This window comes from Yoonia sp. R2-816, from assembly GCF_046762905.1.
Lineage (GTDB): Bacteria > Pseudomonadota > Alphaproteobacteria > Rhodobacterales > Rhodobacteraceae > Yoonia.
Map to the genome: position 1 here is coordinate 100,013 of NZ_JBKQXN010000329.1, position 22,958 is coordinate 122,970.

Consider the following 22,958-nt stretch of genomic DNA (forward strand, 5'->3'; position numbering starts at 1 on the left):
AAGTTAGGAAAGCCCATGAGCCTCAGTGCGCAAATCGCCTGGGACGATACCGTCCTGCCGTTCCAACTGGACGCCTCCGACATCCGTGGTCGGGTGGCGCGTCTGGATGGTGTGCTGGAACAGGTCCTGTCACAGCACGACTACCCGCCCATGATCGAAGGGCTTGTGGCCGAGATGGCCTTGCTGACCGCGTTGATCGGGCAGACGGTGAAACTGCGCTGGAAACTGTCCTTGCAAGTGCGCGGGTCAGGGGCGGTGCGTCTGATCGCGACCGATTATTATGGTCCCACCGAAGACGGTGAACCGGCCCGCATCCGTGCCTATGCGTCCTATGATGCAGACCGGCTTGATCTTGATGGTGATCCGTTCCCCCAGATCGGTCAGGGTTACTTTGCTATCCTGATTGATCAGGGCGAAGGAATGACGCCTTATCAAGGGATTACGCCTATTGCAGGTGGGTCACTATCGGCTTGTGCGGAAACCTATTTCGCCCAGTCCGAACAGCTGCCGACCCGGTTTTCGCTGACCTATGGGCAGTCGCAAATGCCCGGCGAAGGCACCCATTGGCGCGCCGGCGGCGTGATGCTGCAGCACATGCCAAAGGCGTCACCATTCGCCAAGGGCGAAGGGGGTTCCGGCGAAGACGGGCTCTTGGATGCGACTGACATCCTGACCGAGGACGAAGGCGAAAACTGGACCCGCGCCAACGCCCTGCTCGACACGGTCGATGACATCGAACTGATAGGTCCGTCAGTGACGCCGACCGATTTGCTGGTGCGCTTGTTCCACGAAGAAAAGCCGCGTGTGTATGATGCCCAGCCGGTGAAGTTTGGGTGCAGTTGCTCCGAAGACAAGGTGCGCCAAAGCTTGTCGATCTACTCGGCCAAGGACATAAGCACGATGGTAACCGACGAAGGCACGGTGACGGCCGACTGTCAGTTCTGCGGGTCCCATTACGTTTTTGAACCCGAAACACTGGGGTTTGAGGCAAAGAACGCCAGTGCCTGACCTGAAAACACGCCTGACTGATGCGCTGTCCCGACCGGGCAGCGCGTCATCGGATTTCGACCTTAACAAAGACGTGCAGGTTCCCGATTGCAAGCTGACCCCGGCGGCGGTTCTGGTGGGTGTCAGGGCCGAAACGGAGTCCATCATCCTGACCAAACGGTCAGCCCGGCTGAAACATCACCCCGGCCAGATCGCCTTTCCCGGCGGCAAACAAGACGACACCGATGCAACGATCATCAACGCCGCCCTGCGCGAGGCGGAAGAGGAAATCGGGCTGCCCGCTCAACTGGTCGAAACCCTTGGCACCTTGCCGCCCCATCAGACCGTCACCGGATATCAGGTGACGCCGGTGCTGGCGCTGGTGTCAGGTCATTATGATCCGGTCCCCGAAGCGGGTGAAGTCAGCGAAGTCTTTGAAGTCCCGCTATCCCATTTGGCGAACCCATCGATGTTCCGTGTCGAAGGGCGGATTTGGCAGGGTCGCAAGCGCCTCTACTACACCGTGCCCTACGGTCCCTATTATGTTTGGGGCGCAACCGCGCGTATCCTGCGCGCCTTGGCGGACCGGATGTCATGACCAGGCTGACCAATCCTTGGCTGACTGATCAGCCGTCGCAAACCGTTTGCCGGGTGCTGACCGATGCAGGGTATCAGGCGTGGTTTGTCGGGGGATGCGTGCGCAATTCCCTGCTGGGCGAACCTGTCGCCGATCTTGATCTGACAACCGATGCGCATCCTGACAAGGTGACGGAACTGGCCGAGGCCGCGAATCTCAGGGTCGTGCCGACAGGGATCGACCATGGTACCGTGACCGTGATCGTCGACGATATCCCGTTTGAGATCACAACCTTCCGCCATGACGTCGCCACCGACGGGCGGCGCGCCACGGTCGCGTTTGCTGACAACATGACCGACGACGCCCAGCGGCGCGATTTCACGATAAACGCGCTTTATGCCGCCCCCGATGGCACCATTGCCGACCCGCTTGGCGGGCTGCCGGATCTGCACTTGCGGCGCATCCGTTTCATCGAAGATGCGGATCAGCGGATCAAAGAGGACTACCTGCGCATCCTCCGGTTCTTCCGTTTTCACGCTTGGTACGGCGATGCTGGCGAAGGACCAGACACTGACGCGCTCGCCGCCTGCGCCACCAATATCGAAGGCTTGCAGGGTCTGTCGGTCGAACGTGTGACCAGTGAATTGCTGAAATTGCTCGCCGCCCCGGATCCCGCCCCAGCCGTCGCCTCCATGGCGTCCACCGGCGGGCTGGCGCAAGTCCTGCCGGGTGCCGCAACCGCCGCGCTTGCCGTGCTTGTGCATCTTGAGCAGCAGGCGGGACACGCCCCGGACCCGATCCGGCGCCTCGTCGCGCTTGGCGGTGATCCCATAACCTCCCTGCGGCTGTCCAAGGATCAGATCAGGCACATCGAACAGATCAGGTCAGACGTGACCCATGCCGAAGCCGCCTATCGGTTCGGGGCCAGGATCGGGATGGATCGGCTATTGATCGAAGCGGCATCGCTGGGCGCCCCGATTGATCCTGCACAGATCGAAACGGTTGAACACGCGGCCAAACAGACCTTTCCCCTCAAAGCTGCCGACCTGATGCCCGATCTGCAAGGCGCTGCGCTGGGTGCTGCACTGAAACAGGCCGAACAACGCTGGATCGCGTCCGGCTTTACCCTCACAAAGGCAGACTTGCTTGGCTGAGCTACTGCCCCTGTTCGGTTTCGTCTTCTTCGGCCTGTTCTCGCCCGGACCCAATGTCATCCTGCTCACCGCGTCCGGGGCGCGCTTTGGCTTCCAGCGAACCGTACCGCATATCCTTGGCGTCGCCTTTGGGGTCGGGATCACGTCCGGGATCACCGGATTGGGCATCGGTGCGCTGCTCGCGGCGCAACCCGTGCTGACGCTCGTGCTGAAAATCGGGGCCAGCCTCTGGATACTCTGGATGGCGTGGAACCTGTGGCACGCCGACCCGGCCAAGACCCGTGACCGCGACCGTCCTTTCACCTTTGTGGAGGCGGTCCTGTTCCAATGGATCAACCCCAAGGTCTGGGCAGTTGCGTTTAGCGCTACCGCCTATGTCGCCACATTACCCCCAGCGAAACAGGCCATCACCCTGGCCACCACATTTTCAGGCATCAATCTGGGTGTCTGCCTGTTCTGGACCACGGCGGGCGCACTGCTGTCCTACTTGCTGAAAAACCCATCGGCCTGGCGCATCTTCATGCGCGTCATGGCGCTCGCCCTTGGCGTGTTTTCTCTTCTGGTTTTCCTCTGACCGAAATCTTGTTATGTCACCGGCATTAACCCGGAAGGCAGACCCATGTTTCGTTGGTTCGAAGGTCTTGTCGATCCCTATACCAAGTATCAGGAGACCGACACGCCGCCCAAGCGGCTCTATCCGTTTCTGCGTATCTACGCGGAACCGTTCAAATGGGTATTGCTGGTCACCGCCATCGGGTCTGTGGTTATCGCGGGCGTGGAAATCTGGCTTTTGGGCTATGTCGGGCGGTTGGTGGATACGCTTTCGAGCGGTGCACCGGCAGAGGTTTGGACGCGGCATGGGCTTGAATTCATTCTTGTCGCTCTTTTCATCCTGACCGTGCGCCCGATCCTACATATCGCGCAGGTCATGTTGCTGCACCAGACAATCCTGCCAAACTTCACGACACTCGTGCGCTGGCGGGCGCACCGCCATGTGTTGCGCCAGTCAGTCGGCTGGTTTGAGGATGATTTCGCGGGCCGGATCGCCAACCGGATCATGCAGACCCCATCGTCAGCGGGCGAGGTGGTGTTTCAGCTCTTCGATGCGCTGACCTATGCGGCGGCTTATGTCATCGCTGCCGCTATCCTGTTGGGTCAGGCTGACATTCGGCTGGTTATTCCGCTGCTTATGTGGCTGATCCCCTATCTCGTGCTGCTCCGCTGGGTCGTCAAACGCATCGGGCCTGCATCAGAGGCCGCATCAAATGCGCGCAGCAAGGTCACCGGCCGGATCGTGGACAGTTACACCAACATTCATTCGGTCAAGATGTTCGCCCATCACGACCGCGAAATCGCCTATGCCAAGGACGCGATGGAACAAAGCCGCCAGACCTTCCAGGCGGAAATGCGGCTCTATACAATCATGGATGTGGGGCTGATGATCCTGAACGGTCTGTTGATCGTCGGTGTTGTCGGCTGGGCCATGTGGCTCTGGGGTCTGGGCACAGCGACTGTCGGCGTGGTTGCCGTGGCAACGACGCTGGCCTTGCGCCTGAACGCCATGTCCGGCTGGATCATGTGGGCGACCAGCAACTTCTTCCGGGAACTGGGGGTCGTGTCAGAGGGCATGCAAACCATTGCCCAGCCGATCAAGCTGCTGGACCAGACGGTCAAGCCGCTGGAGGTCACTGACGGCAAGGTCGAGATCACCAACCTGTCGCATCACTACGGCAAAGAGGCGGGCGGGCTGGACCGGATCAACCTCACCATAGTGCCGGGTGAAAAGATCGGTCTGGTCGGGCAATCCGGTGCAGGTAAATCGACACTGGTGAAGCTGCTTTTGCGTTTCTATGACGCGGAGAAGGGAACAATCTCTATCGACGGCCAGAGCATCATGGATGTGACGCAGGACAGCCTGCGCCGCAACATCGGCATGGTCCAGCAGGACAGCGCGCTGTTGCACCGGTCGGTGCGGGACAACATCGTCTACGGCAACCCGGACGCAACCGACGATGACATGATCGCGGCGGCCAAAAAGGCCGAGGCGCATGACTTTATCCTTGGGTTGGAAGACAGCGAAGGCAACAAAGGCTATGACGCCAAGGTCGGCGAACGCGGCGTCAAACTCTCCGGTGGCCAGCGCCAGCGGATTGCCCTTGCCCGGGTCATCCTGAAAGATGCGCCCATCCTGCTCTTGGATGAGGCGACCAGCGCCCTAGATAGTGAGGTTGAGGCCGCCATTCAGCGCACGCTTTACGGTATGATGGAAGGCAAGACGGTGATCGCCATCGCCCACCGCCTATCTACCATCGCGCGCATGGACCGGATCATCGTCATGGATCAGGGCCGGATCATCGAAGATGGCACACATGACGCGCTGTTGGCGGAAAACGGACAATATGCACGGTTCTGGGCGCGGCAATCCGGCGGCTTTCTGGGGCAGGATACACAGGTAGCAGAATGAAACCGGAACGCTGGATCGATCCTTTTGAGCGGGCCGAAGGGCCACCGCCCCAGACGCTGATGGCGTTTCTGGGCTGGTGCCTGCGTGGCAGCACGAAAGTCACCATTCTGGCCGGACTGGTCTCGGCGCTGGCCGGTACGCTTGAGGTGCTGACAGCGCTGATGCTGGGCTGGGTGATCGATGCGGCACTGACATCCGAAAGTGGCAGTTACTTCTCTGACAACATGATCCTGCTGCTTGGGGTCACGGTATTCTTTGTGGTCCTGCGCCCGATCATCCTTGGAGTCTCGGGCGTCATGCAGGCCGTTGTCGTCGGCCCGTCGCTCAGCAACCTGATCCTGTCACGGCTGCACCGGCATTCGCTGGGTCAATCCGTCACTTTCTTTGATGATGATTTCGCAGGTCGTATCGCGCAGAAGCAGATGCAGGCCGCGCGGGCGACAACAGATCTGATCGTGGACATGATCCACACCGTCGCCTTTGCGCTGGCTTCGCTTGTCGGCTCAGTGATCCTGCTTCTGACCATCGACATTCGCACTGCGGCCCTGCTGGCGCTGTGGGTGGTCGCCTATATCTGGATGATCCGCTTCTTCATGCCTCGGATCCGCAAACGGTCCAAGGCGCGGGCGGCAACGCGCGCCATGGTGACCGGGCAGGTTGTCGACACGATCACCAATATCAAGACCGTCAAACTCTTCGCCCATGACGATCACGAAGACCGGGCGGCAATTGATGCCATGGCGAACTACTGGGGTACTGCAGTCAACTATGGATGGTTGTCTGCGTCTTTCCGGTTCTGGCTGATGGCGCTGGGCGGCCTTCTGCCCATCCTGCTGGTCGGCGCCACACTATATTTCTGGACCGCCGGTGCCGCGACTGCAGGTGATATCGCCGCTGCCGGGGCGATTGCCTTGCGTCTGTCGCAGATGACGGGTTGGGTCAGTTTCACGCTCATGGGCATGTATGCCAATGTGGGTGAGATCGAGGATGCAATGCTCACACTCAGCCCGCCGCACAAGCTGACCGATGCCGATGACGCGGACCAGCTAACGGCCCATAAAGGCGCGATTGATCTAAGCCATGTGAGCTTCAGCTACGGCGGTGGACCAGGCGGTTTGAATGATGTCAGCCTGACGGTGGCACCTGGCGAAAAACTGGGGCTGGTTGGGGCATCTGGTGCAGGGAAATCCACGCTCGTCGCGTTGCTGTTGCGGCTTTATGATACCGAAGAGGGCAGCGTGCTGATCGACGGGCAGGATGTGCGCGAGGTCACGCAGGAAAGCCTGCGCCGCCAGATCGCCATGGTCACGCAGGAAACGGCGATGTTCAACCGGTCCGCCCGCGACAACATCCGCTATGGCAAACCCGACGCCACGCAGGATGAAATTGAGGCGGCGGCGCGTCAGGCCGAAGCGCATGATTTCATCCTCGACCTTCAGGATCACAAGGGGCGCACCGGCTATGACGCGCATCTGGGCGAGCGCGGTGTCAAACTATCCGGTGGCCAGCGCCAGCGCATTGCGATAGCGCGCGCCATCCTGAAAGACGCGCCGATCCTCGTGCTGGATGAAGCCACCAGCGCGCTGGATTCGGAGGTTGAGGCGTCGATCCAGCACGCCCTTGAAACCATCATGCATGGCAAGACCGTCATCGCCATCGCGCACCGCCTGTCGACCCTCGCCCAGATGGACCGGATCATCGTGCTTGACGCTGGCCGCGTGGTCGAGGAAGGGACTCACGCCGATCTGCTGGCCAAGGGCGGGCTTTACGCGCGCTACTGGAACCGGCAGTCGGGCGGGTTCATCAATGCGCGGGAAGCGGCGGAATAAATGCTGACCATCGAAAGCCTGACCCATCTCGGCCTTGGCCGGGCCTCTGACGGTCAGTCACTGCTGCCGCGTGTGCTGCCGGGGGAAGAGGTCGACGTCGCACAGGACGGGACCGTCCGGATCGTGACCCCCTCGTCCGACCGCGTCGCCCCGCCTTGCCGGCATTTCAAATCCTGCGGCGGCTGCGCGATGCAGCATGCCCATGACATGTTCGTGGCCGAATGGAAGCTATCCATCGTCGCCAAAGCGTTGGAGGCTCGAGGGTTGGAGCCGCGCCTCCGGGATATCGTTACATCCCCGTGGCGTTCGCGCCGCCGCGCCAAATTCTCGGGGCGCCGCACAAAAAAGGGCGCGCTTGTCGGGTTTCACGCCAAAGGCTCTGACACGCTGGTTGCCGTACCGGATTGTATGCTGATCACACCGGAATTGGCAGCCTGCCTGCCAGCGCTTGAGGCGCTGACCGTTATAGCGTGTTCACGCAAGGGCGAGATTGATCTGACGGTTACTGACACAATTAGCGGCCCCGATATTCTGGTTGAAACTGACAAAGATCTGACACCGCAGCTGCGGCTGGAATTGGCGGCCTATGCGCAGAACCACGATGTGGCCCGACTTGTCTGGAATGATGAACCCGTTGTCACCCTGAGCGCCCCGGTCCAGGATTTTGCGGGCACGCAGGTTACACCGCCGCCCGGCGCATTCCTGCAGGCGACCAAAGATGGGGAGCTGGCCCTGCTGGCCGCGGTGAACGACATCACCCAGGGTGCTGCACGCATCGTCGATTTGTTCGCCGGATGCGGCACCTTCGCGCTGCCGCTTGCAAACCGTGCCGAGGTTCACGCGGTCGAAGGCGATGCCGAAATGCTGGCGGCACTGGATCGCGGCTGGCGCGCGGGCCGCAACCTGCGCCGTGTCACTACCGAGGCACGTGATCTGTTCCGGCGTCCGCTCGAACCGGATGAGTTGCGGCATTACGATGCTGCCGTCATCGACCCGCCCCGTGCAGGTGCCGAAGCGCAGATAGAAACGCTCGCGGCATCGGACATCAAAACGGTCGCGATGGTGTCCTGTAACCCGGTGACATTCGCCCGGGACGCCAAGACGCTGGTTCATGCCGGGTTCACTCTGCCCTGGGTGCAGGTGGTCGATCAGTTCCGTTGGTCACCGCATGTGGAAATTGTGGCACCATTCACACGGAAATGAGCGCTTGCCCCATGTTTTTCTACCGTTAACCGTAAATTTGGTGTAGCACATCATAAACGGCGCAGACCGGTGAACGAGGCACAGTATTATGATTTCAAGACGATCCATGATGGTGGGGGCCGCACTTGGCGTTGCGGGCTGCAGCGCGAAGGTGCCGCAGTATAAAGGCCCCGAAGTTACACGCATTCAGGTCTTCAAGGGCAAGCGGCACATGCAGCTGCTGCATAACAACAACCTGCTGAAAGCCTATAACTTCCAGCTTGGATTTGCGCCTACCGGTCACAAGGTTCGCGAAGGGGACGGGCGCACACCCGAAGGCGCCTATCTGATCGACCGGCGCAATCCCTACAGCCGTTTCCATCTGTCGCTTGGTATTTCATATCCAAACGCGAATGATATCGCCTATGCCCGTGCGAATGGGCTTGATCCGGGCGGCGACATCTTCATCCATGGCACACCAAGCCGCGCCGTTGGCATCCCCGATTGGACATGGGGCTGCATCGCCGTTCAGAATAACGAAATGGATGAAATCTATGCCATGGTCAAAAATGGCACAAAGATCTTTATCTACGCCTAGAACGCTGCACTCGGGATGGGGCGGCTGACCGCAGGGTCGCTACCCATGTTCAATGTCCACCATAGTTTGCCCGCTGGCTCCTGGAACCAAGCGAATCCCATTTGCCGCGCGTTGGGGTCCAGAATGACCGCTCGTGTGTCGGGTTGTTCCATCCACGCCGCCAGTGTCGGCAACTCGCCCTCATAGGATTCAGAAATGTTTTCGCCCAACAAGCGGCCAGGGAAGCCCACGCGCCGCGCCCGGTCCAGCGGGCTCGATCCGTCAGAACCAAAGAGCCATGGGCGGTTCTGGATCGACATATCGCGTGAATGCGTTGCGGCAGCCGCATTGAGCTGCGCGTTCAGTTCGACCGGCGCCAACCCGCGGGCGGTCCGCAAGGCGTTCACGCTGTCCAGCATGCGAAACTGGATTTCGGCCTCTTGCCCCGGACTGATCCGGTACAGCGTCGGCAATGGCAGCCCATCTGGCCCGATACGTCCCGCAGGTGGACCACTACAGGCCGCCAATCCGGTTGCAGCCAGTCCCAGAATCATGTCACGTCGATACATCGTTGCTTCACCTTGATAAGTCATCGTTCCTTAGCGGGAATGGTGTGACAGTTCAAACCCGGTTGCACGGAACCTTCTTTGCCTGACGTTTGTGTGAATTGCGAATGGGGGCGGGACACTTTAGATTGCAGCTTTGAAAGAGTTTTTGCCCCGAACGGAGTAACTGATGTCAAAAGACACGATGAATGGCCTGTCACGCCGTGGTTTTCTCGCAGCCACCGCTGCCACAATCGGGACGGGTGCAATGGCGCAGACCGCCAACACCACCGAAATCGAAAGCGACATAAGTGCTGGCGTCAAAAGGAACATCTCCAGCTTTCGGTCGCTGGACTGGCAGCCCTATTTCAGCAACCTGAACAACGGGGCCATTCTGGTCGATATCCAGTCGCGGGCGCTGCATTACTGGTCCGAAGACCAGTCGATCTACAAGCTGTACCCGACCAGCGTCCCCCTGACCGAGGATCTGACCCGCAAAGGCCGGACGGAAATTACCCGCAAGGTCGAAGGCCCGAGCTGGGCACCCACACCGGCGATGAAGCTGCGCAACCCCGAATGGCCAGATTTCATCGGCCCAGGCCCGGATAACCCGTTGGGAACACACGCGCTTCACCTGTCGTGGCAGTACTACCGGATCCACGGTACACATGACACACGCAAGATCGGCCGCCGGTCGTCGAATGGATGCATTGGCCTTTACAATGAACAGATTGCAGAGCTTTACGGCTACGCCAAGGTCGGCACGCAGGTTCTGTTGATCTGAAGTGTAAATCATCCAAACAGTCAAAAAGGGCGCATCCGATTGATGCGCCCTTTTTTATAGCCCAATTTTTAAAAGCACAGCTATTGTTCAAATCGCGACCAAGGCTAGACAAAACCAAAGTCGATACCAAGTGAGTTGGCAATGTTTTCGTCCAGTACCAAGCCGTCGCCCGTCGTGTACGCCTTCGCAATGCTGACCAGGTAATCTTCAACAACCCGCGTATCTGAGACGTCCAGCTGGATAATCCCATCCAAGTAGCCGTTTTCATCAACAGCCATTAACCAGAGATCATAGCGTGTCTGCATATTGACGTCTGCAACAACGGTATGCTCACCATAGTAGATCGGCACGTCTGGCGGATAGTTTTCTACGTCCGCGACATATGTCTCATTGGCACTCGTTGTAGCAGACCATGTGTTGGATTCGGTGATGCTGCCTCCGCTCACCTTTGTATTGGAAACACCACCAGAAAACTCCAAGTTGGCGACTTTAAAGCCAATCTGACCGTCCACCTCAACGCTTTCGGAGTAGTTGATCTCTTCCGCAATAGTGAACGTCTGATTTTCTTCGTAACTCCATCCAATTCGCAATTGCCCCGGTGTCACACCATCGTACCTGAACTCGTCGGACAATCCTTGGATCGGTGTATATTCGTACTCGCTTGCTCTGGATACGACCTCGCCTTTCGGGTCATCTGCCGCGTTGAGGAAGCCATAATATGAATAACTGGGCGTGCCGTCATCGTTGAAGTCAAAGCCGCCACCCCCTAGTGTGAGCGCATCGAGGAATTCATCACCCCAGAATGTTTTCTCCAACGTATCGTCGCTTCCGGCACCACTTGCTTCGTAGTACTTGTCGTATGTCGCACGATCGTAAAATTGTGCACCATAGATATCGATGCAGGCATTTGCGTCTTCAATGTTTTTGACGAACTGCGCCAGATCATCGTCATTCATGGCCTCGGCGACGCCAAATTCTGTCTCAACCGTATCTGCTTCGGTATCCTTTGAGTATTCGGCAAGGGCCTCTTCGCTGTATTCACCTTTCAACCGGGCAAGCACCTCGGCCCCGAAATCACCGGGGGACGTGCTGTCGAAAGCCTTTTGATAAGCGGTTTCGGCGATTTCTTCGATCAGAGTATCGCGCAGTTCATCGCCCGTCAGCGCGCTATCAATGATAACTTCGTTGCTGCCCAGAATGGCGGCGCCGTTTAAAGCGGTGCCGTCGGTGGTGGCAAAGTCGTCGACGAAGGTCACGTTCACTTCATCACTGAACAGGCTGTCGACGTCCGCGCGTGTCTCAATGTCGGATTCGAAAACCGCTTGCAGCAATGGCGCTGCCGATTTGAAAACGCCAGCCTCTTTGCTGTCCGTGATCGCGATATCCCGGCTGTCCAATGCAGCGTGCAGCGCCTCGCTGACAGGTGTTGCATGTTCCGTCGCACCTTGTGCCGCGTCATGAAATTGGAATTCATCCGTGGGGAAGCCTTGCTCAGGTCCGTCCCATTGATCCGCTTCTGAGCGTGTTTCTAGGTTTGCCCAAAAGGCATTCTTGTCGGTATCCAGTGGCATGTGAACCGTCCTATCCGTTGGTCATGATTGTTGCGTTGATCTTTTGATGATCGACTGGAACAAATTCGACTTCTTAGACGGCTCGACTATAGGCCAGCGGTCAGAACGCCGGCTAGGGTGCGGTACATGCGCCTATTTTCTTAGCGAAATGAGGCTGAATTGAATGCAATCGTGCGCGAGATGGTGCTGTCAATAACTACCTTAAGCTGTATTCAGCCTTTGACAGTAACAGTCCCGTGAAAATGCGCTGGCGCGACCATCCAAACTTACAAGGCCATCCGCGGTGCTACTGCAGCAGCGCCACTGCGAGGTTGGCAACACCACTTGGATCGTGCTGGACGATGACGATAGCCAGTAGGATGACCATCCAGCTGGCGCGGATCTTGTTCATGCGCCGCCAGAATTTGGACCGTAGGCCCGATGGCATGGACAAGCGGCGACCTGATGGTGCGTCATCGGTTTCCAGATATTCATCCTCATCCAGATCATGGCTGATTTCGTCCGAACTACTTGGCGCAGGCGCCCGATCTCTGGCGGCCGGCGCTTTTTGTTCAGTGGGTGGCAGCGTTTGTGAAGTTTCTTCATTGAACTCGCGCACCCAGTCCGGGATTGATACCACAGGTTCTGCCTTTGGGGGTTTTTGCGGCTCTGCTTTCCGCGGTTCGGATTTCAGCACGTATTCATTGGTTTCCGAAACAAGGCGGGTCAGCGTCTTGCTCAGATCATTCTTCTGCGACAGGACCAGCGGCGAGGGCCGCTTCTTGTTAGGATCCAGCATATCCATCCAGTCTCGGGCGGATTGCAGGCGCTCCTTTGGCAGAACGCGCATGGCCCGGTCAATGGCTTGCAGGAATTCCGGGGCGTAATCGTCAAACCGGCCGTCCAGCGGTTCACACGGGTCTTCGCCGCCACCGGCAACCTCGGCCATACGGGTCTGGCTGTTGGGTGGGACGGTGCCCGAGATCAGGTGATAAAATGTGGCTGCGAGTGCATAAAGATCACTGCTTGGGGTCTGCTTTCCGCCCGAGAAATAGAACTCCTGCGGTGAATACCCATCCTTGACGATCAGCACAGCAGATAGCGCGCGGGTTTCGCGGCTCGCCTCTTCGCGGGCGGCACCAAAATCGATCAGAACTGGGTTGCCCCATTTGTCGATCAGGATGTTATCGGGTGAAATGTCACGATGCAGCAGGTCCTGCTGGTGCACCACATCAACCGCATCCAGCAGCTTATGCAGCATATTCCTGATCTGGTCAGGCGTCAGCGTCTGGCTGTCATTCTTGATAATGTCGAGGAGGTCCCGGCCTTCGATCAGATCAAGTGCCATATAGGCGGTGTCATTATCTTCGAAAACGCGGTGAACCCCGATGATATTCGGGTGACGCAGCTTGGCGATGCTGCGCGCCTCGCGCATGAACATATCGACGATGGACCGATATTTGTCGTGGTTCGCGGTGGACCGCACCAGAACCGATTTGCCAGCACGGTGACAGAAAACTTCGGGAAAGCATTCCTTGATGACGACGGTGCGATCAAGAAAACTATCCTCGGCCAGATAGGTGATGCCGAAACCACCCTTGCCGATCTGCTTTTTGATTGTGAACTGGTCGCCCAGAAGCCGCGTTCCCTCGGGAAGCGCCTCACTCCGTTCTTCCGGAGGTCCTTCGAGCTCTGTGCTCTGTGCCGAAGTCATCTGCCACCATGTCCTGTGCCTGAAAAAAGCACGTCCCGTTTCAACCAAACGAGTCCTTCCTGCAGCGCAAATATGTTTGCTTTGCGGCCAACATGGGAAAAGTTATGGGTATTTGGCTGATCATTGCCGATGTGTTGCTGCCGCGCAAATCTTATTTGACATTGATTCTGTCCGCGGCATCAAGTTTGCCTTTCGTACAAAAAAGTCATGACATCATATTAGAATCAATGGTTTACCCCATTTTGTAACCTAAGAGTCACCCCCGGTAGCCTGAAATCCAAAGCGCTTTGGATGTATGATCCTTTCAGCGAGCGTGGGGCCGCGTCTTGAAAGAACTGTTTGCCGGGTCTCATCGCTCTTTTTGAAGTCATTAGGAGGGATGCAATGCATAATACACAACACACTATGACCACTGCCCCAAAGGGCGCTGCCGTTTTCGAAGCAGTCGAGGAACTGGCGGCAATGCTGTTTGTGCGTCCTCGCCTGGACAACGTAAAGCGGGAGGTGGCCCAATGACATCCGATCTGATGACCATCCGTGCCATGTGCGATGCATTCGATGTCACCGCTCGCACACTGCGGTTTTACGAAGCGAAAGAGTTGTTGTTCCCGATCCGCGAGGGGCAGAAGCGGTTGTTTACACCCCGTGATCGTGCCCGGCTCAAGCTGATCCTGCGCGGCAAGCGTTTTGGCTTTACCCTGGAAGAAATGCGCCAGCTTCTGAACCTCTATGATGGTGAGGATGGCGAACGGGCCCAATTGCGCGAGGCCAAGAAGATTGCAGCACTCCGTCTCGAAGATATGGTGCAGCGGCATGCCGAACTGGAAGCAACAATCACGGAACTGCGTGACCATATGGATCGCGGTGCGGCGATGCTGGCGCAGTTGCGGACAAAGCTGCACGTTGTCAGATCCCAAGAGCGTCCAAGTCCTGCCGCACATGTTATCGACATTCAGCCTTCGGACAGATCAGCGGTTCGTAAGTTTGCTCGTCTGTAGGTCAGGTATAGCTTTCGGGCTGGATCAGCCGCGTCGGGCTTAATCGAATTTCAACGCATGGGGTTTAGCACTCCTCTCGGGCAGGAAATTCCTGCCCGCGTGCGTTATTGGCATTGGAGACGGCGATATGACAAAGCCTTGGAACGGCAAGAACCGGCGCAATAGATGGCGGCGTCTGAAGTTGAAATACAAAATGCCGATCCTGATCGGCGTGCCAACACTGGTCTTGATGATTGCCGTGTCGGCCCTGTCGATCGTGACCGCTCAGTCGGCCTTGACTACGCAGCGGAATGTCGCCTTCGAACAGTTACTGGAAGACAAGACAATCGGCCTGCAAAAATGGCTTTCGGCGGTCGAGCAGGATATTCGGATTCTGGCCGATGACACGACCACGCAGCAAGCGATTATGGCGTTCCGCGAAGGATGGGCGCAGCTCGGCGATCAGCCAAAACAGCGTCTCCAGCGTCTTTACATCACCGATAATCCCAATCCGGTTGGGCAAAAGGACCAACTGATTGACGCTGATGATGGTTCCGCCTGGTCGGAGGCGCACGCCACGTTTCACGACAGCTTCCTGAGCCTTCAATCGGTTCGGTCCTACTACGACATCTTCCTGTTCGATCTGGAGGGAAACCTGATCTATTCGGTTTTCAAAGAGCTTGATTTTGCGACAAATTTCCGGGCTGGCACATATGCCAACAGCGATCTTGGCGTTGCCTATCGCACTGCCGCAACACTGGGTCGCGGCGAAATCCATGTGACCGACTTTGCCGCTTACGCCCCCAGCAATGGTGCTGCCGCCAAATTCGTGGCGATGCCGGTTTTTGATAATGCTGGCGAACGGATCGGCGTTGTGGCGCTCCAATTGCCGATAGATGAAATTGGCGTGATCCTGTCGCAATCACCCCTTCTGGGTGAAACGGGTCGGGTCTATGCGATTGGGTCTGATGGAACCGCCCGGTCAGGCTCTTCCGGGAACGGTGGCTTTGACATTCTTGATCGCCTGCCGGACCTGCCACAGACTTTGGCAGCCCGGGATGGCGTAGAAACGACCTTTTCCAATGCGCCCGGATTATCCGGCAACCCGGTGATCGCCTACACCAAAGTGTTCGATTTCTTTGGGACAGAGTGGCGGATGATCCTAGAACAGGACTTGAGCGAGGCAAACGCAGCCGCCAATCGACTGTTGTCTTTTGCAACGCTGCAGACTGCAGTTGTGATGCTCATCCTCGTGGCCCTGGCCTTTTGGATCGCCAGCACCCTGACCAGCCGCATCATAGCGCTGGCAAATAGCGTGAACGGCATCGCAGAGGGAGATTTCGAAAGCATCGTCGCCCAGACAAAGACAGGTGACGAATTGGGAGATATCGCCCGCGCGCTGGAGCGGTTCAAGGCCGAGCTTGCAGAGGGCAAGGCGGCGATAGCTGATCGTGTCGAAAGCGCCGAGGTGCAGGCAAAAATCATGAAAAAGGTAGAGACATCACTGGAAAGCCTGGCTGACGGATCGTTGGACTGCGTGATTTCAGAAGAGTTTCCTGAAGCTTATGAGCCGCTTCGCCGCAATTTCAACCAGACCGTCATCGCGCTGTCAGAGATTGTGAGCAGCCTGCAAGCCAATGCTGACTTGATCAATACCGACGCAACCAAGCTGAGCGATGCGACCGGCAACTTGTCCCGCCGCACCGAAAACCAGGCAGCAACGCTTGAACAGACAGCTGCAGCCATGGACGAGATCAGCGCGAGCGTGAATTCAACGGCCAGCGGTGCGCGCGGTATTGTGCAAGCTATCGATGTGGCTCGCGATCAGGCCAAACACGGTGAAGATGTGCGATCGCACGCAGTTTTGGCCATGAAAACAATTGAGGAATCATCCGATCAGATCGGTCAGATTGTCCAGTTGATGGATGACATTGCGTTTCAGACTAACCTTTTGGCCCTGAATGCCGGGGTCGAGGCTGCCCGGGCAGGTGAGGCCGGGCGTGGTTTTGCCGTTGTCGCATCGGAAGTGCGGGCACTGGCGCAGCGATCATCGGAAAGTGCGGCGCAAATCCGCGACTTGATTGTCAACTCGAATGAAAACATCACACATGGTGTTAAGCTTGTCGCGGATATGGGCACGGCCATCGAGCAGGTTCTGAACAGTGTCAGCGAGGTGTCAGAGCATATTCGTGACATCGCCAGCGGGGCTGAAGAACAGGCCACCGGCCTGTCTGAAATCAACACTGGCATCCTGATGTTGGACAAGGTGACCCAAGAAAACGCGGCCATGGTTGACGAAAGCGCCAATTCATCACGGGTGCTGCAGCAAAAGGCAGACGAAATGCAACATCTGGTCGCACGGTTCCGGCATAGCCAGCGCCATTCAGGGCCCATCGCCATCGCACCATCGGAGTCGGATTTTGACCTGGCCCGATCAGCATAGGCGCTTTACCAAGCCTGCAGACAGAAAAACAACGGCACGGTTCGAATGCCAGGGTGCTTTCGGGGTTGCGCCATTTGGGTGTGTTGCGATGGTCCGAAAACTTGGGTCATCGCAACACTATTCACACCCTTCGGTGTCCCCGGCGACTTTTGTGATCTGAAACATGTCGTTTGCTGAGAAAATTGCGTTCACGCCGCTGCAAATACCCGCCGCGCTACGGGCGGGTATCCGAAGGTCAGCCCCAGATCTCGGCTGGTTTACCCTAGCCACCCCTTGAGGTTCTTTTCGACAATGCCAGACAAGGCATCAATATGTGCCGCGTCATCGTTCAGGCAGGGGATATAGGTGAAATGCTCGCCGCCCGCCTCTTCAAAGCTTTCCTTGATCTCTTCGTTGATTTCTTCGAGCGTTTCGATGCAATCGGCTGAAAAAGCCGGTGCGCAGACGGCGATGTTTTTGATCCCGTCTTCCTCTGCCAGCCGGGCCACCTCTTCCACGGTGTATGGCTTCAGCCATTCCTCTGGCCCAAACCGCGACTGAAATGTCGTTACGATCTGGGTGTCGTCCCAACCGAGCCGTTCCTTCAGAAGCCGCGTCGTTTTCTGGCATTGGCAATGGTACGGGTCGCCTTCGCGCAGATACCGTTCGGGGACGCCGTGGTAAGAGCAGACGAGTTTTTGCGGTTTTACCTCGGCCGCCGCATAAGACCGTTCGATGGATTGGGCCAAAGCCTCGATATAGGCCGGGTCCGCGTAATAGGGTTCGACGACCCGGGCAATCGGTTGCCACTTTTCTTCCATGAGGGCGCGGAAAAACTGGTCATTCGCCGTCGCTGACGTGGCCCCGGCATAATGCGGGTAAAGCGGGAAAAACAGGATCCTGGTGCATCCGGCCTCGACCATTTCGCGCACCTTGGATTTGGTCGATGGATTGCCGTATCGCATGCAGAAATCAACGCGTACATCGTCGCCGTAGCGGTCGATCATGCGCTGTTTGATTGCTGCGGTCTGCGCCTTGGTAATGGTCATCAGCGGGCTTTCGTCCGCGTCTTCGTTCCAGATGGATTTATAGGCGGCACCCGATGAAAAGGGCCGCTTGCTGAGGATCACAAGTTGCAAAAGCGGCTGCCAGATCCAGGCGGAATAGTCGATGACCCGCTTGTCAGATAGAAATTCGTTCAGATAGCGGCGCATTGACCAGTAATCTGTCCCGTCCGGCGTGCCCAGATTGGCAATCAGAATACCGACGCGGGCCGGTTTGATCTTAGGGTGATCGGCTGGCGCATGCGCGGGGCATGTTGCTGGGCGCTCTGCGGCCTGGCTTTGTGCGTCGAACATTTTCATGACCCTCTACGTAGCGTGATTAGTGATGCAGTTAAATGGAATACGGCCCGCGTCAATCTTTGGACCTGTCTAAAGGCGTTTCAGTCGTGCCCAATGCGTCGGCAAGTCGCGCCGTGGCGCTGCCGGGGCGCAAAGGTTGTTGTTGCGTGTCCGAGGGCGCCCACCCGGTCAAGGTGATAATCTCAAAGGTGGCGTTCACCCGACCGTCTTCGTTGCTAAAACTGGCGGTATAGATACTTGCCGCTTCGGTCAGTACATTGCGCCGTGTCGGATGTTTGATCCGGTCGGTCAGCGCGTTGTTTTCCCCCATCTTGCGCAGATCGTGCATCAGGTGGAAGGCATTGGCATAGCTTGCCGTCAGCGGGGCGCTGTCGGCGACGGGCAAGGCGAAACCGGCGCGCTGCAACAGCCCACCCAGATCGCGGATTTCCCCCATTGGCGCAATGCGCGGCGACAGGCCACCGGTGATCGCCGCCTCAGCCTCGGCCAGAGACGCGCGCAATTCATGCAGGGTCTGGCCGCCAAGAAAGGCGCAAAGCAGCAGCCCGTCAGACTTGAGCGCATGCCGGCATTGGACCAGTTGCCCGACCGGATCGTTGGCCCAATGTAGGCACATGCAGTGTAAAATCAAATCATGCGCGGCAGGTTCAAGCGCGAGTGTGTCATCGTCAGCGACGATAGTGGTGTCTGGATAACGCGCCGCCCAGAAATCCGGAAAACCCGTCACGATCGCGATGGATTTAAAGGTTCTGTTAACCTCGATCAGTCTTTCTTGCAGCTCATCGGCCACGGCTTCTTGCAAGAACAGCGCGTCGGGTTCGGCGCGCACGCGATTGCGGGCGACTGCTGTGCGGTCAACAAGGTCGGGCATTTTGTCCATGGACCACCATCTAGGGTGCCGGCATGCGGTTGCAAAGCGTCATTCGTGCGATCTACCCGGCCCAATGCGTGGCCTGTGATGCGCAAACCGAGGCTGAGTTCGGGCTTTGCGGACCATGCTGGCGCAACACGCTGTTTATTGGCGGGCTGGTTTGCGACACTTGTGGAACACCATTGCCGGGCGAAGATCAGGGCGAGGTGATAAAATGCGACGACTGCATGACCATCGCCCGACCCTGGGACAGGGGCCGCGCGGCGCTGGTTTATACGGGCATCGGGCGCCGACTTGTACTGCGGTTGAAACATGGGGATCGGACAGATCTGGCACGCCCTGCATCACTATGGATGGCACGGATCGCGCACCCGCTGTTGCGGGATGATACGGTTCTGGTGCCCGTGCCCTTGCATTGGGTACGGCTGGCGCGGCGACGCTATAATCAGGCGGCATTGCTGGTGAACGGATTGGGGCGGGTTCTGGAGCGTCCTGTTTGTGCCGATGCCCTGCTTCGGCCCAAGAAGACCAAACCGCTGGAGGGGCATAACCGCGACGCCCGGTTTGCTGCACTTGCGGATGCGATTGTGCCAAATCCCAGGCGTGTTCCGATCATCAAGGGTAAATCCGTCCTGCTGATCGATGACGTCATGACGTCAGGGGCAACATTGGCCGCAAGCGCGGAGGCCGTGAAAGCGGCCGGTGCCGCGAATGTGTCGATTGTTACACTGGCAAGGGTGGTCAAAGACGCCTAAATGATTGGGAAACCGATCCAAGGACCCGATCAATGTCGACTGTTGAGATTTATACCAAGCCCACATGCGGCTTTTGTTTTATGGCCAAACGACTGCTGAAGTCGAAAGGGGTAAGCTTTGCCGAGGTCAATATTTCCGCCCAGCCGGAACGCCGGGCCGAAATGATCCAGCGCGCCAATGGTGGCAGCACCGTGCCGCAGATTTTCATTGACGGAAAACATGTGGGCGGCTGCGACGACCTGATGGCGCTTGAGCGTGGCGGCAAACTGGATGCTATGCTGGCCGCATGAAGGCGGCGCTGATCCAACTCAACTCCGGCGATGATCCGGTGGCAAACCTGCCCCGGACAAGTGACTTGATTGGGCAGGCGGCAGGTAAAGGGGCCGGTTTTGTGCTGACGCCAGAGGTGACGAACTGCGTGTCACAGGACCGGGCGCATCAGAACCGGGTGCTGCAGCATGAGGCGGATGATCTGACGCTGAAGGGTCTGCGCGAAACGGCGATCCGGCATGGCATCTGGCTATCTATCGGCTCTCTGGCGCTGAAAACCGATGATCCGGATGGCAGGTTCGCCAATCGGTCCTTCCTCATCGATCCGGCAGGTCAGATCGTGGCGTGCTACGACAAGATCCACATGTTCGATGTCACCGTGTCCGAAACCGAAACCTATCGCGAATCCGCCGGTTATCGACCAGGAAAACAGGCCGTTATTGCGGACACGCCATTTGCCAAAATCGGCCTGAGCATCTGTTACGACATCCGGTTTGCCTATCTTTACAGGGCCTTGGCGCAAGCGGGGGCCGAGGTGTTGTTGGTCCCGTCCGCCTTTTCACCCGTCACCGGTGCTGCCCATTGGGAACCGCTGTTGCGGGCGCGGGCGATTGAAACCGGGTCCTATGTGCTGGCCGCCGCCCAAACCGGTACCCATTCCGCGACCGCAGGCAAACCGCGCCAAACCTATGGGCATTCCATGGCGATTTCGCCCTGGGGCGAGGTGTTGGCGGATTTGGGCACAGATACCGGTATCGCATTGGTTGATCTTGACCTAAGGGAAGTGTCACAAAGCCGCAAACGTATCGCGGCCTTATCCCATGACCGCCCTTTCGAAGGACCCTGATGTCTGAAACGTCCTCCAATCTCGCCGTATCGCTCTTCAGCGAGATTTTGGCAGTGGATCAGCTGGCGCGCGCAAGCGTGGCGCGGGTCCTGCCCAAAGGGATGGAGCTGTCGCATTTCTCCGTTCTCAACCATCTCGCACATGCGGGCGCGGAACGGTCACCAGCCCAACTCGCCAAGACATTCCACCTGACCCGCGGGGCGATGACAAATACCCTTCACAAGCTGGAATGGGCGGGCTGGGTGCATATCCGCCCCGACTGGGACGATGCACGACGCAAGATGGTCGCGATTAGCCCGTCGGGCCACGCCGCCCGCGAGGCCGCTTTGGCCGCCATCGCACCCGTGATCGCCGAGGTCGTGGGCAAAGTCGGCGAGGACAAGGTACGTATCGCCTTGCCAGTCCTGCGGGAAATGCGCCTGAAACTCAGCCAGATCGAATGAAGTTTCGGTCATTGGCGCTGGCAAGTGATGCGCTGGTCATGCAGGGCCAATCGGTGTTCGAGGCATATGAAGACCGCGTTGTCATGCGGACGCCGGACGAACCTGATTACTGGCATGGTAATCTAATCATCATGAAATATCCGCCAGGGGATGCGCTGGCGCAGGTGTCCCAGTTCCAGACCGATTTCCCCGATGCGACGCATCGAACCATCATATGGGACGTGCCGGGTCTTGATCCCGCACCGCTGGCCGCCACCCTGACGCCCCACGGTTACGAGGTGGGAACGTCGGATACGCTAGCCCTCGGTGATAAAATGCAGGATGTGCGGAGGCCGGAGGGCATCATCTTTCGGACGCTCAACAGTGACGCCGACTGGACTGCTTTGACTGATCTTCAGGCCGAAATAGCGCTTGAGGACGGTTATGATCCAAAGCTCCATACCCCTTTCCTGCAACGCCGAAATACCGCGCGCCGTGAACAGGTTGCCGATGGGATGGGCGCGTGGTTTGGTGCCTTTGATGGCAGTATTCTCGTCGGGTCAATGGGCATGTTCCATGACGACCGGATCGCCCGTTATCAGGCAGTTGAAACACGCGCCTCGCACCGGCGGCGCGGGATCTGTGCCGCACTTCTGGTGCAGGCAGCGAAATGGGCGCTGGGCCGGGCACCAAAGGCGCGCCCCATCATCGTGGCAGAGGCGAAAAGCGATGCCGGTCGCCTTTACCGGCGAATGGGCTTTCGCATTGCAGAGACGTTGGTCGAAGCAACGAAACCCAGCTATTAGCCAATTTTCGGCCCAAAAATTGCTACCAAATCCTCTTGCAGGATTTGCAAACAGACTTTCGGCGAAAGTCTGTACCCCGTCACGCCGGTTTTGTCGCCGCAGTCACATAATTCACCGACAGGTCCCGGTCAGAGATCGACCATGTGAAACGGGCAAAGTTGAAAACAAACCCCTTGCGGTCCACCGGTGTCATGCCCGCCTTTTCCAGCAGGGCAAACAGCTCGTCGGGCGTAATAAACTTGTTCCACTCATGTGTCCCCTTGGGCAGCCAGCGCATCACCCATTCGGCCCCGACAATGGCCATGGCAAAGCTTTTGGGATTGCGGTTGATCGTCGAACAGATGTGTATTCCGCCCGGCTTCATCAATTGCTGACAGGCGGTCAGATACCCCTGCGGATCGGCCACATGTTCGACCACCTCCATGTTCAGCACGGCGTCGAACTGTTCGCCGCTTTCAGCCAAAGCTTCCGCCGTGGTGTGGCGATAATCAATCTCCAGCCCTGATTGTTCGGCGTGAATGCGGGCGACCGGGATGTTGCGTTCGGCCGCATCGGCCCCGACAACGGTCGCCCCCAGCCGGGCCATCGGTTCGCACAGCAAACCGCCACCGCAGCCGATATCAAGAATGCGCAGGCCTTTGAACGGTTCCGGTCCGTTCAGGTCGCGCCCGTACTCTGCTGCAATCTGCCGTGTGATGTAGTCCAATCGTACCGGGTTCATCATATGCAGCGGCTTGAACTTGCCGTCCAGGTCCCACCATTCCGCCGCCATCGCCTCGAATTTCGCGATCTCGGACGGGTCGACAGTGTTGGTGGCGGTTGCTGACATTTTGCGGCTCCGAATGATGGTCAGTCGTGTCG

General features: G+C 58.1%; 22 protein-coding genes and 1 pseudogene. 17 read left to right on the plus strand and 6 right to left on the minus strand.

Annotated features, from left to right (window positions below):
* Window positions 1-15 precede the first annotated feature (15 nt).
* From ACFWW2_RS24285 to ACFWW2_RS24320, 8 genes are all read left to right on the plus strand, one after another.
* Window positions 16-1,008, plus strand: a complete 993-nt coding sequence (locus ACFWW2_RS24285) for an Hsp33 family molecular chaperone HslO (RefSeq protein ID WP_393932788.1) — start codon at window positions 16-18, stop codon at window positions 1,006-1,008.
* Window positions 1,001-1,585 (plus strand): CoA pyrophosphatase, encoded by a 585-nt coding sequence (locus ACFWW2_RS24290; protein WP_393932790.1) that lies wholly within the window; start codon window positions 1,001-1,003, stop codon window positions 1,583-1,585. The genes ACFWW2_RS24285 and ACFWW2_RS24290 overlap by 8 nt, the downstream gene beginning before the upstream one ends.
* Window positions 1,582-2,718: a CCA tRNA nucleotidyltransferase gene (locus ACFWW2_RS24295; protein ID WP_393932792.1), complete on the plus strand. Its 1,137-nt coding sequence runs from the start codon at window positions 1,582-1,584 to the stop codon at window positions 2,716-2,718. The genes ACFWW2_RS24290 and ACFWW2_RS24295 overlap by 4 nt, the downstream gene beginning before the upstream one ends.
* The gene (locus ACFWW2_RS24300) at window positions 2,711-3,292 is read left to right on the plus strand and encodes a LysE family translocator (protein WP_393932794.1); all 582 of its coding nucleotides are present in this window, start codon (window positions 2,711-2,713) and stop codon (window positions 3,290-3,292) included. The genes ACFWW2_RS24295 and ACFWW2_RS24300 overlap by 8 nt, the downstream gene beginning before the upstream one ends.
* 45 nt (window positions 3,293-3,337) lie before the next feature.
* Window positions 3,338-5,182, plus strand: coding sequence for an ABC transporter ATP-binding protein (locus ACFWW2_RS24305; RefSeq protein WP_393932796.1), 1,845 nt, complete (start codon window positions 3,338-3,340; stop codon window positions 5,180-5,182).
* A complete protein-coding gene (locus tag ACFWW2_RS24310) occupies window positions 5,179-7,011 on the plus strand; it encodes an ABC transporter ATP-binding protein (RefSeq protein ID WP_393932799.1) in 1,833 nt (610 codons plus the stop codon). Before ACFWW2_RS24305 ends, ACFWW2_RS24310 begins: the two co-directional genes overlap by 4 nt.
* Window positions 7,012-8,214, plus strand: a complete 1,203-nt coding sequence (locus ACFWW2_RS24315) for a class I SAM-dependent RNA methyltransferase (protein WP_393932801.1) — start codon at window positions 7,012-7,014, stop codon at window positions 8,212-8,214.
* An 88-nt stretch (window positions 8,215-8,302) separates the two neighbouring features.
* Window positions 8,303-8,791, plus strand: a complete 489-nt coding sequence (locus ACFWW2_RS24320) for a murein L,D-transpeptidase family protein (RefSeq protein ID WP_393932803.1) — start codon at window positions 8,303-8,305, stop codon at window positions 8,789-8,791.
* Here the strand turns inward: ACFWW2_RS24320 and ACFWW2_RS24325 are convergent.
* Complete coding sequence (locus ACFWW2_RS24325) at window positions 8,788-9,339, minus strand: CAP domain-containing protein (RefSeq protein ID WP_393932804.1); 552 nt, start codon at window positions 9,337-9,339, stop codon at window positions 8,788-8,790. The two genes, ACFWW2_RS24320 and ACFWW2_RS24325, sit on opposite strands and share 4 nt — an antisense overlap.
* 166 nt (window positions 9,340-9,505) lie before the next feature.
* On the opposite strand from ACFWW2_RS24325, the gene ACFWW2_RS24330 reads away from it, so the two are divergent.
* Window positions 9,506-10,099 (plus strand): L,D-transpeptidase, encoded by a 594-nt coding sequence (locus ACFWW2_RS24330; protein WP_393932806.1) that lies wholly within the window; start codon window positions 9,506-9,508, stop codon window positions 10,097-10,099.
* A 104-nt stretch (window positions 10,100-10,203) separates the two neighbouring features.
* On the opposite strand, the gene ACFWW2_RS24335 is transcribed toward ACFWW2_RS24330, so the two are convergent.
* Together ACFWW2_RS24335 and ACFWW2_RS24340 are read right to left on the minus strand one after the other, a co-directional pair.
* Window positions 10,204-11,670: a hypothetical protein gene (locus tag ACFWW2_RS24335; protein WP_393932808.1), complete on the minus strand. Its 1,467-nt coding sequence runs from the start codon at window positions 11,668-11,670 to the stop codon at window positions 10,204-10,206.
* A gap of 286 nt (window positions 11,671-11,956) precedes the next feature.
* Window positions 11,957-13,363: a serine/threonine-protein kinase gene (locus tag ACFWW2_RS24340; protein WP_393932810.1), complete on the minus strand. Its 1,407-nt coding sequence runs from the start codon at window positions 13,361-13,363 to the stop codon at window positions 11,957-11,959.
* A 384-nt stretch (window positions 13,364-13,747) separates the two neighbouring features.
* Here ACFWW2_RS24340 and ACFWW2_RS24345 point away from each other — a divergent pair, with 384 nt between their 5' ends.
* The 3 genes and pseudogenes from ACFWW2_RS24345 to ACFWW2_RS24355 all read left to right on the plus strand — a co-directional run bounded on the left by ACFWW2_RS24345 (window position 13,748) and on the right by ACFWW2_RS24355 (window position 16,783).
* Window positions 13,748-13,879: a hypothetical protein gene (locus tag ACFWW2_RS24345; RefSeq protein ID WP_393932812.1), complete on the plus strand. Its 132-nt coding sequence runs from the start codon at window positions 13,748-13,750 to the stop codon at window positions 13,877-13,879.
* Window positions 13,876-14,253: pseudogene (locus ACFWW2_RS24350) on the plus strand (MerR family transcriptional regulator); the annotation flags it as partial. The gene ACFWW2_RS24345 and the pseudogene ACFWW2_RS24350, both read left to right, overlap by 4 nt.
* A gap of 235 nt (window positions 14,254-14,488) precedes the next feature.
* Complete coding sequence (locus ACFWW2_RS24355) at window positions 14,489-16,783, plus strand: methyl-accepting chemotaxis protein (RefSeq protein WP_393932814.1); 2,295 nt, start codon at window positions 14,489-14,491, stop codon at window positions 16,781-16,783.
* Between the two features lie 257 nt (window positions 16,784-17,040).
* Here ACFWW2_RS24355 and hemH read toward each other — a convergent pair whose 3' ends face one another.
* Together hemH and ACFWW2_RS24365 are read right to left on the minus strand one after the other, a co-directional pair.
* A complete protein-coding gene (gene hemH, locus ACFWW2_RS24360) occupies window positions 17,041-18,126 on the minus strand; it encodes a ferrochelatase (protein ID WP_393932816.1) in 1,086 nt (361 codons plus the stop codon).
* A 52-nt stretch (window positions 18,127-18,178) separates the two neighbouring features.
* Window positions 18,179-19,006, minus strand: a complete 828-nt coding sequence (locus tag ACFWW2_RS24365) for an SAM-dependent methyltransferase (protein ID WP_393932818.1) — start codon at window positions 19,004-19,006, stop codon at window positions 18,179-18,181.
* Window positions 19,007-19,029: 23 nt separating this feature from the next.
* On the opposite strand from ACFWW2_RS24365, the gene ACFWW2_RS24370 reads away from it, so the two are divergent.
* From ACFWW2_RS24370 to ACFWW2_RS24390, 5 genes are read left to right on the plus strand one after another with little or no spacing between them, the layout of a single operon-like run.
* Window positions 19,030-19,752, plus strand: coding sequence for a double zinc ribbon domain-containing protein (locus ACFWW2_RS24370; protein WP_393932820.1), 723 nt, complete (start codon window positions 19,030-19,032; stop codon window positions 19,750-19,752).
* 32 nt (window positions 19,753-19,784) lie between these two features.
* The gene (gene grxC, locus ACFWW2_RS24375; protein ID WP_393932822.1) at window positions 19,785-20,042 is read left to right on the plus strand and encodes a glutaredoxin 3; all 258 of its coding nucleotides are present in this window, start codon (window positions 19,785-19,787) and stop codon (window positions 20,040-20,042) included.
* Complete coding sequence (locus ACFWW2_RS24380; RefSeq protein ID WP_393932824.1) at window positions 20,039-20,869, plus strand: carbon-nitrogen hydrolase family protein; 831 nt, start codon at window positions 20,039-20,041, stop codon at window positions 20,867-20,869. The genes grxC and ACFWW2_RS24380 overlap by 4 nt, the downstream gene beginning before the upstream one ends.
* Complete coding sequence (locus tag ACFWW2_RS24385; RefSeq protein ID WP_393932826.1) at window positions 20,869-21,312, plus strand: MarR family winged helix-turn-helix transcriptional regulator; 444 nt, start codon at window positions 20,869-20,871, stop codon at window positions 21,310-21,312. Before ACFWW2_RS24380 ends, ACFWW2_RS24385 begins: the two co-directional genes overlap by 1 nt.
* Complete coding sequence (locus ACFWW2_RS24390; RefSeq protein ID WP_393932828.1) at window positions 21,309-22,097, plus strand: GNAT family N-acetyltransferase; 789 nt, start codon at window positions 21,309-21,311, stop codon at window positions 22,095-22,097. The genes ACFWW2_RS24385 and ACFWW2_RS24390 overlap by 4 nt, the downstream gene beginning before the upstream one ends.
* Window positions 22,098-22,176: 79 nt before the next feature.
* On the opposite strand, the gene ubiG is transcribed toward ACFWW2_RS24390, so the two are convergent.
* Window positions 22,177-22,926, minus strand: coding sequence for a bifunctional 2-polyprenyl-6-hydroxyphenol methylase/3-demethylubiquinol 3-O-methyltransferase UbiG (gene ubiG / locus ACFWW2_RS24395; protein ID WP_393932830.1), 750 nt, complete (start codon window positions 22,924-22,926; stop codon window positions 22,177-22,179).
* Window positions 22,927-22,958: the final 32 nt, after the last annotated feature.

Coding starts and splice junctions, on each gene's coding strand:
- ACFWW2_RS24370 (WP_393932820.1), top strand. CDS start 19,030: ATGCGGTTGCAAAGCGTCATTCGTGCGATCTACCCGGCCCAATGCGTG.
- ACFWW2_RS24310 (WP_393932799.1), top strand. CDS start 5,179: ATGAAACCGGAACGCTGGATCGATCCTTTTGAGCGGGCCGAAGGGCCA.
- ACFWW2_RS24355 (WP_393932814.1), top strand. CDS start 14,489: ATGACAAAGCCTTGGAACGGCAAGAACCGGCGCAATAGATGGCGGCGT.
- ACFWW2_RS24380 (WP_393932824.1), top strand. CDS start 20,039: ATGAAGGCGGCGCTGATCCAACTCAACTCCGGCGATGATCCGGTGGCA.
- ACFWW2_RS24320 (WP_393932803.1), top strand. CDS start 8,303: ATGATTTCAAGACGATCCATGATGGTGGGGGCCGCACTTGGCGTTGCG.
- ACFWW2_RS24305 (WP_393932796.1), top strand. CDS start 3,338: ATGTTTCGTTGGTTCGAAGGTCTTGTCGATCCCTATACCAAGTATCAG.
- ubiG (WP_393932830.1), bottom strand. CDS start 22,926: ATGTCAGCAACCGCCACCAACACTGTCGACCCGTCCGAGATCGCGAAA.
- ACFWW2_RS24330 (WP_393932806.1), top strand. CDS start 9,506: ATGTCAAAAGACACGATGAATGGCCTGTCACGCCGTGGTTTTCTCGCA.
- ACFWW2_RS24325 (WP_393932804.1), bottom strand. CDS start 9,339: ATGTATCGACGTGACATGATTCTGGGACTGGCTGCAACCGGATTGGCG.
- ACFWW2_RS24390 (WP_393932828.1), top strand. CDS start 21,309: ATGAAGTTTCGGTCATTGGCGCTGGCAAGTGATGCGCTGGTCATGCAG.
- ACFWW2_RS24295 (WP_393932792.1), top strand. CDS start 1,582: ATGACCAGGCTGACCAATCCTTGGCTGACTGATCAGCCGTCGCAAACC.
- ACFWW2_RS24345 (WP_393932812.1), top strand. CDS start 13,748: ATGCATAATACACAACACACTATGACCACTGCCCCAAAGGGCGCTGCC.
- hemH (WP_393932816.1), bottom strand. CDS start 18,126: ATGAAAATGTTCGACGCACAAAGCCAGGCCGCAGAGCGCCCAGCAACA.
- ACFWW2_RS24285 (WP_393932788.1), top strand. CDS start 16: ATGAGCCTCAGTGCGCAAATCGCCTGGGACGATACCGTCCTGCCGTTC.
- ACFWW2_RS24365 (WP_393932818.1), bottom strand. CDS start 19,006: ATGGACAAAATGCCCGACCTTGTTGACCGCACAGCAGTCGCCCGCAAT.
- ACFWW2_RS24385 (WP_393932826.1), top strand. CDS start 20,869: ATGTCTGAAACGTCCTCCAATCTCGCCGTATCGCTCTTCAGCGAGATT.
- ACFWW2_RS24335 (WP_393932808.1), bottom strand. CDS start 11,670: ATGCCACTGGATACCGACAAGAATGCCTTTTGGGCAAACCTAGAAACA.
- ACFWW2_RS24315 (WP_393932801.1), top strand. CDS start 7,012: ATGCTGACCATCGAAAGCCTGACCCATCTCGGCCTTGGCCGGGCCTCT.
- ACFWW2_RS24340 (WP_393932810.1), bottom strand. CDS start 13,363: ATGACTTCGGCACAGAGCACAGAGCTCGAAGGACCTCCGGAAGAACGG.
- grxC (WP_393932822.1), top strand. CDS start 19,785: ATGTCGACTGTTGAGATTTATACCAAGCCCACATGCGGCTTTTGTTTT.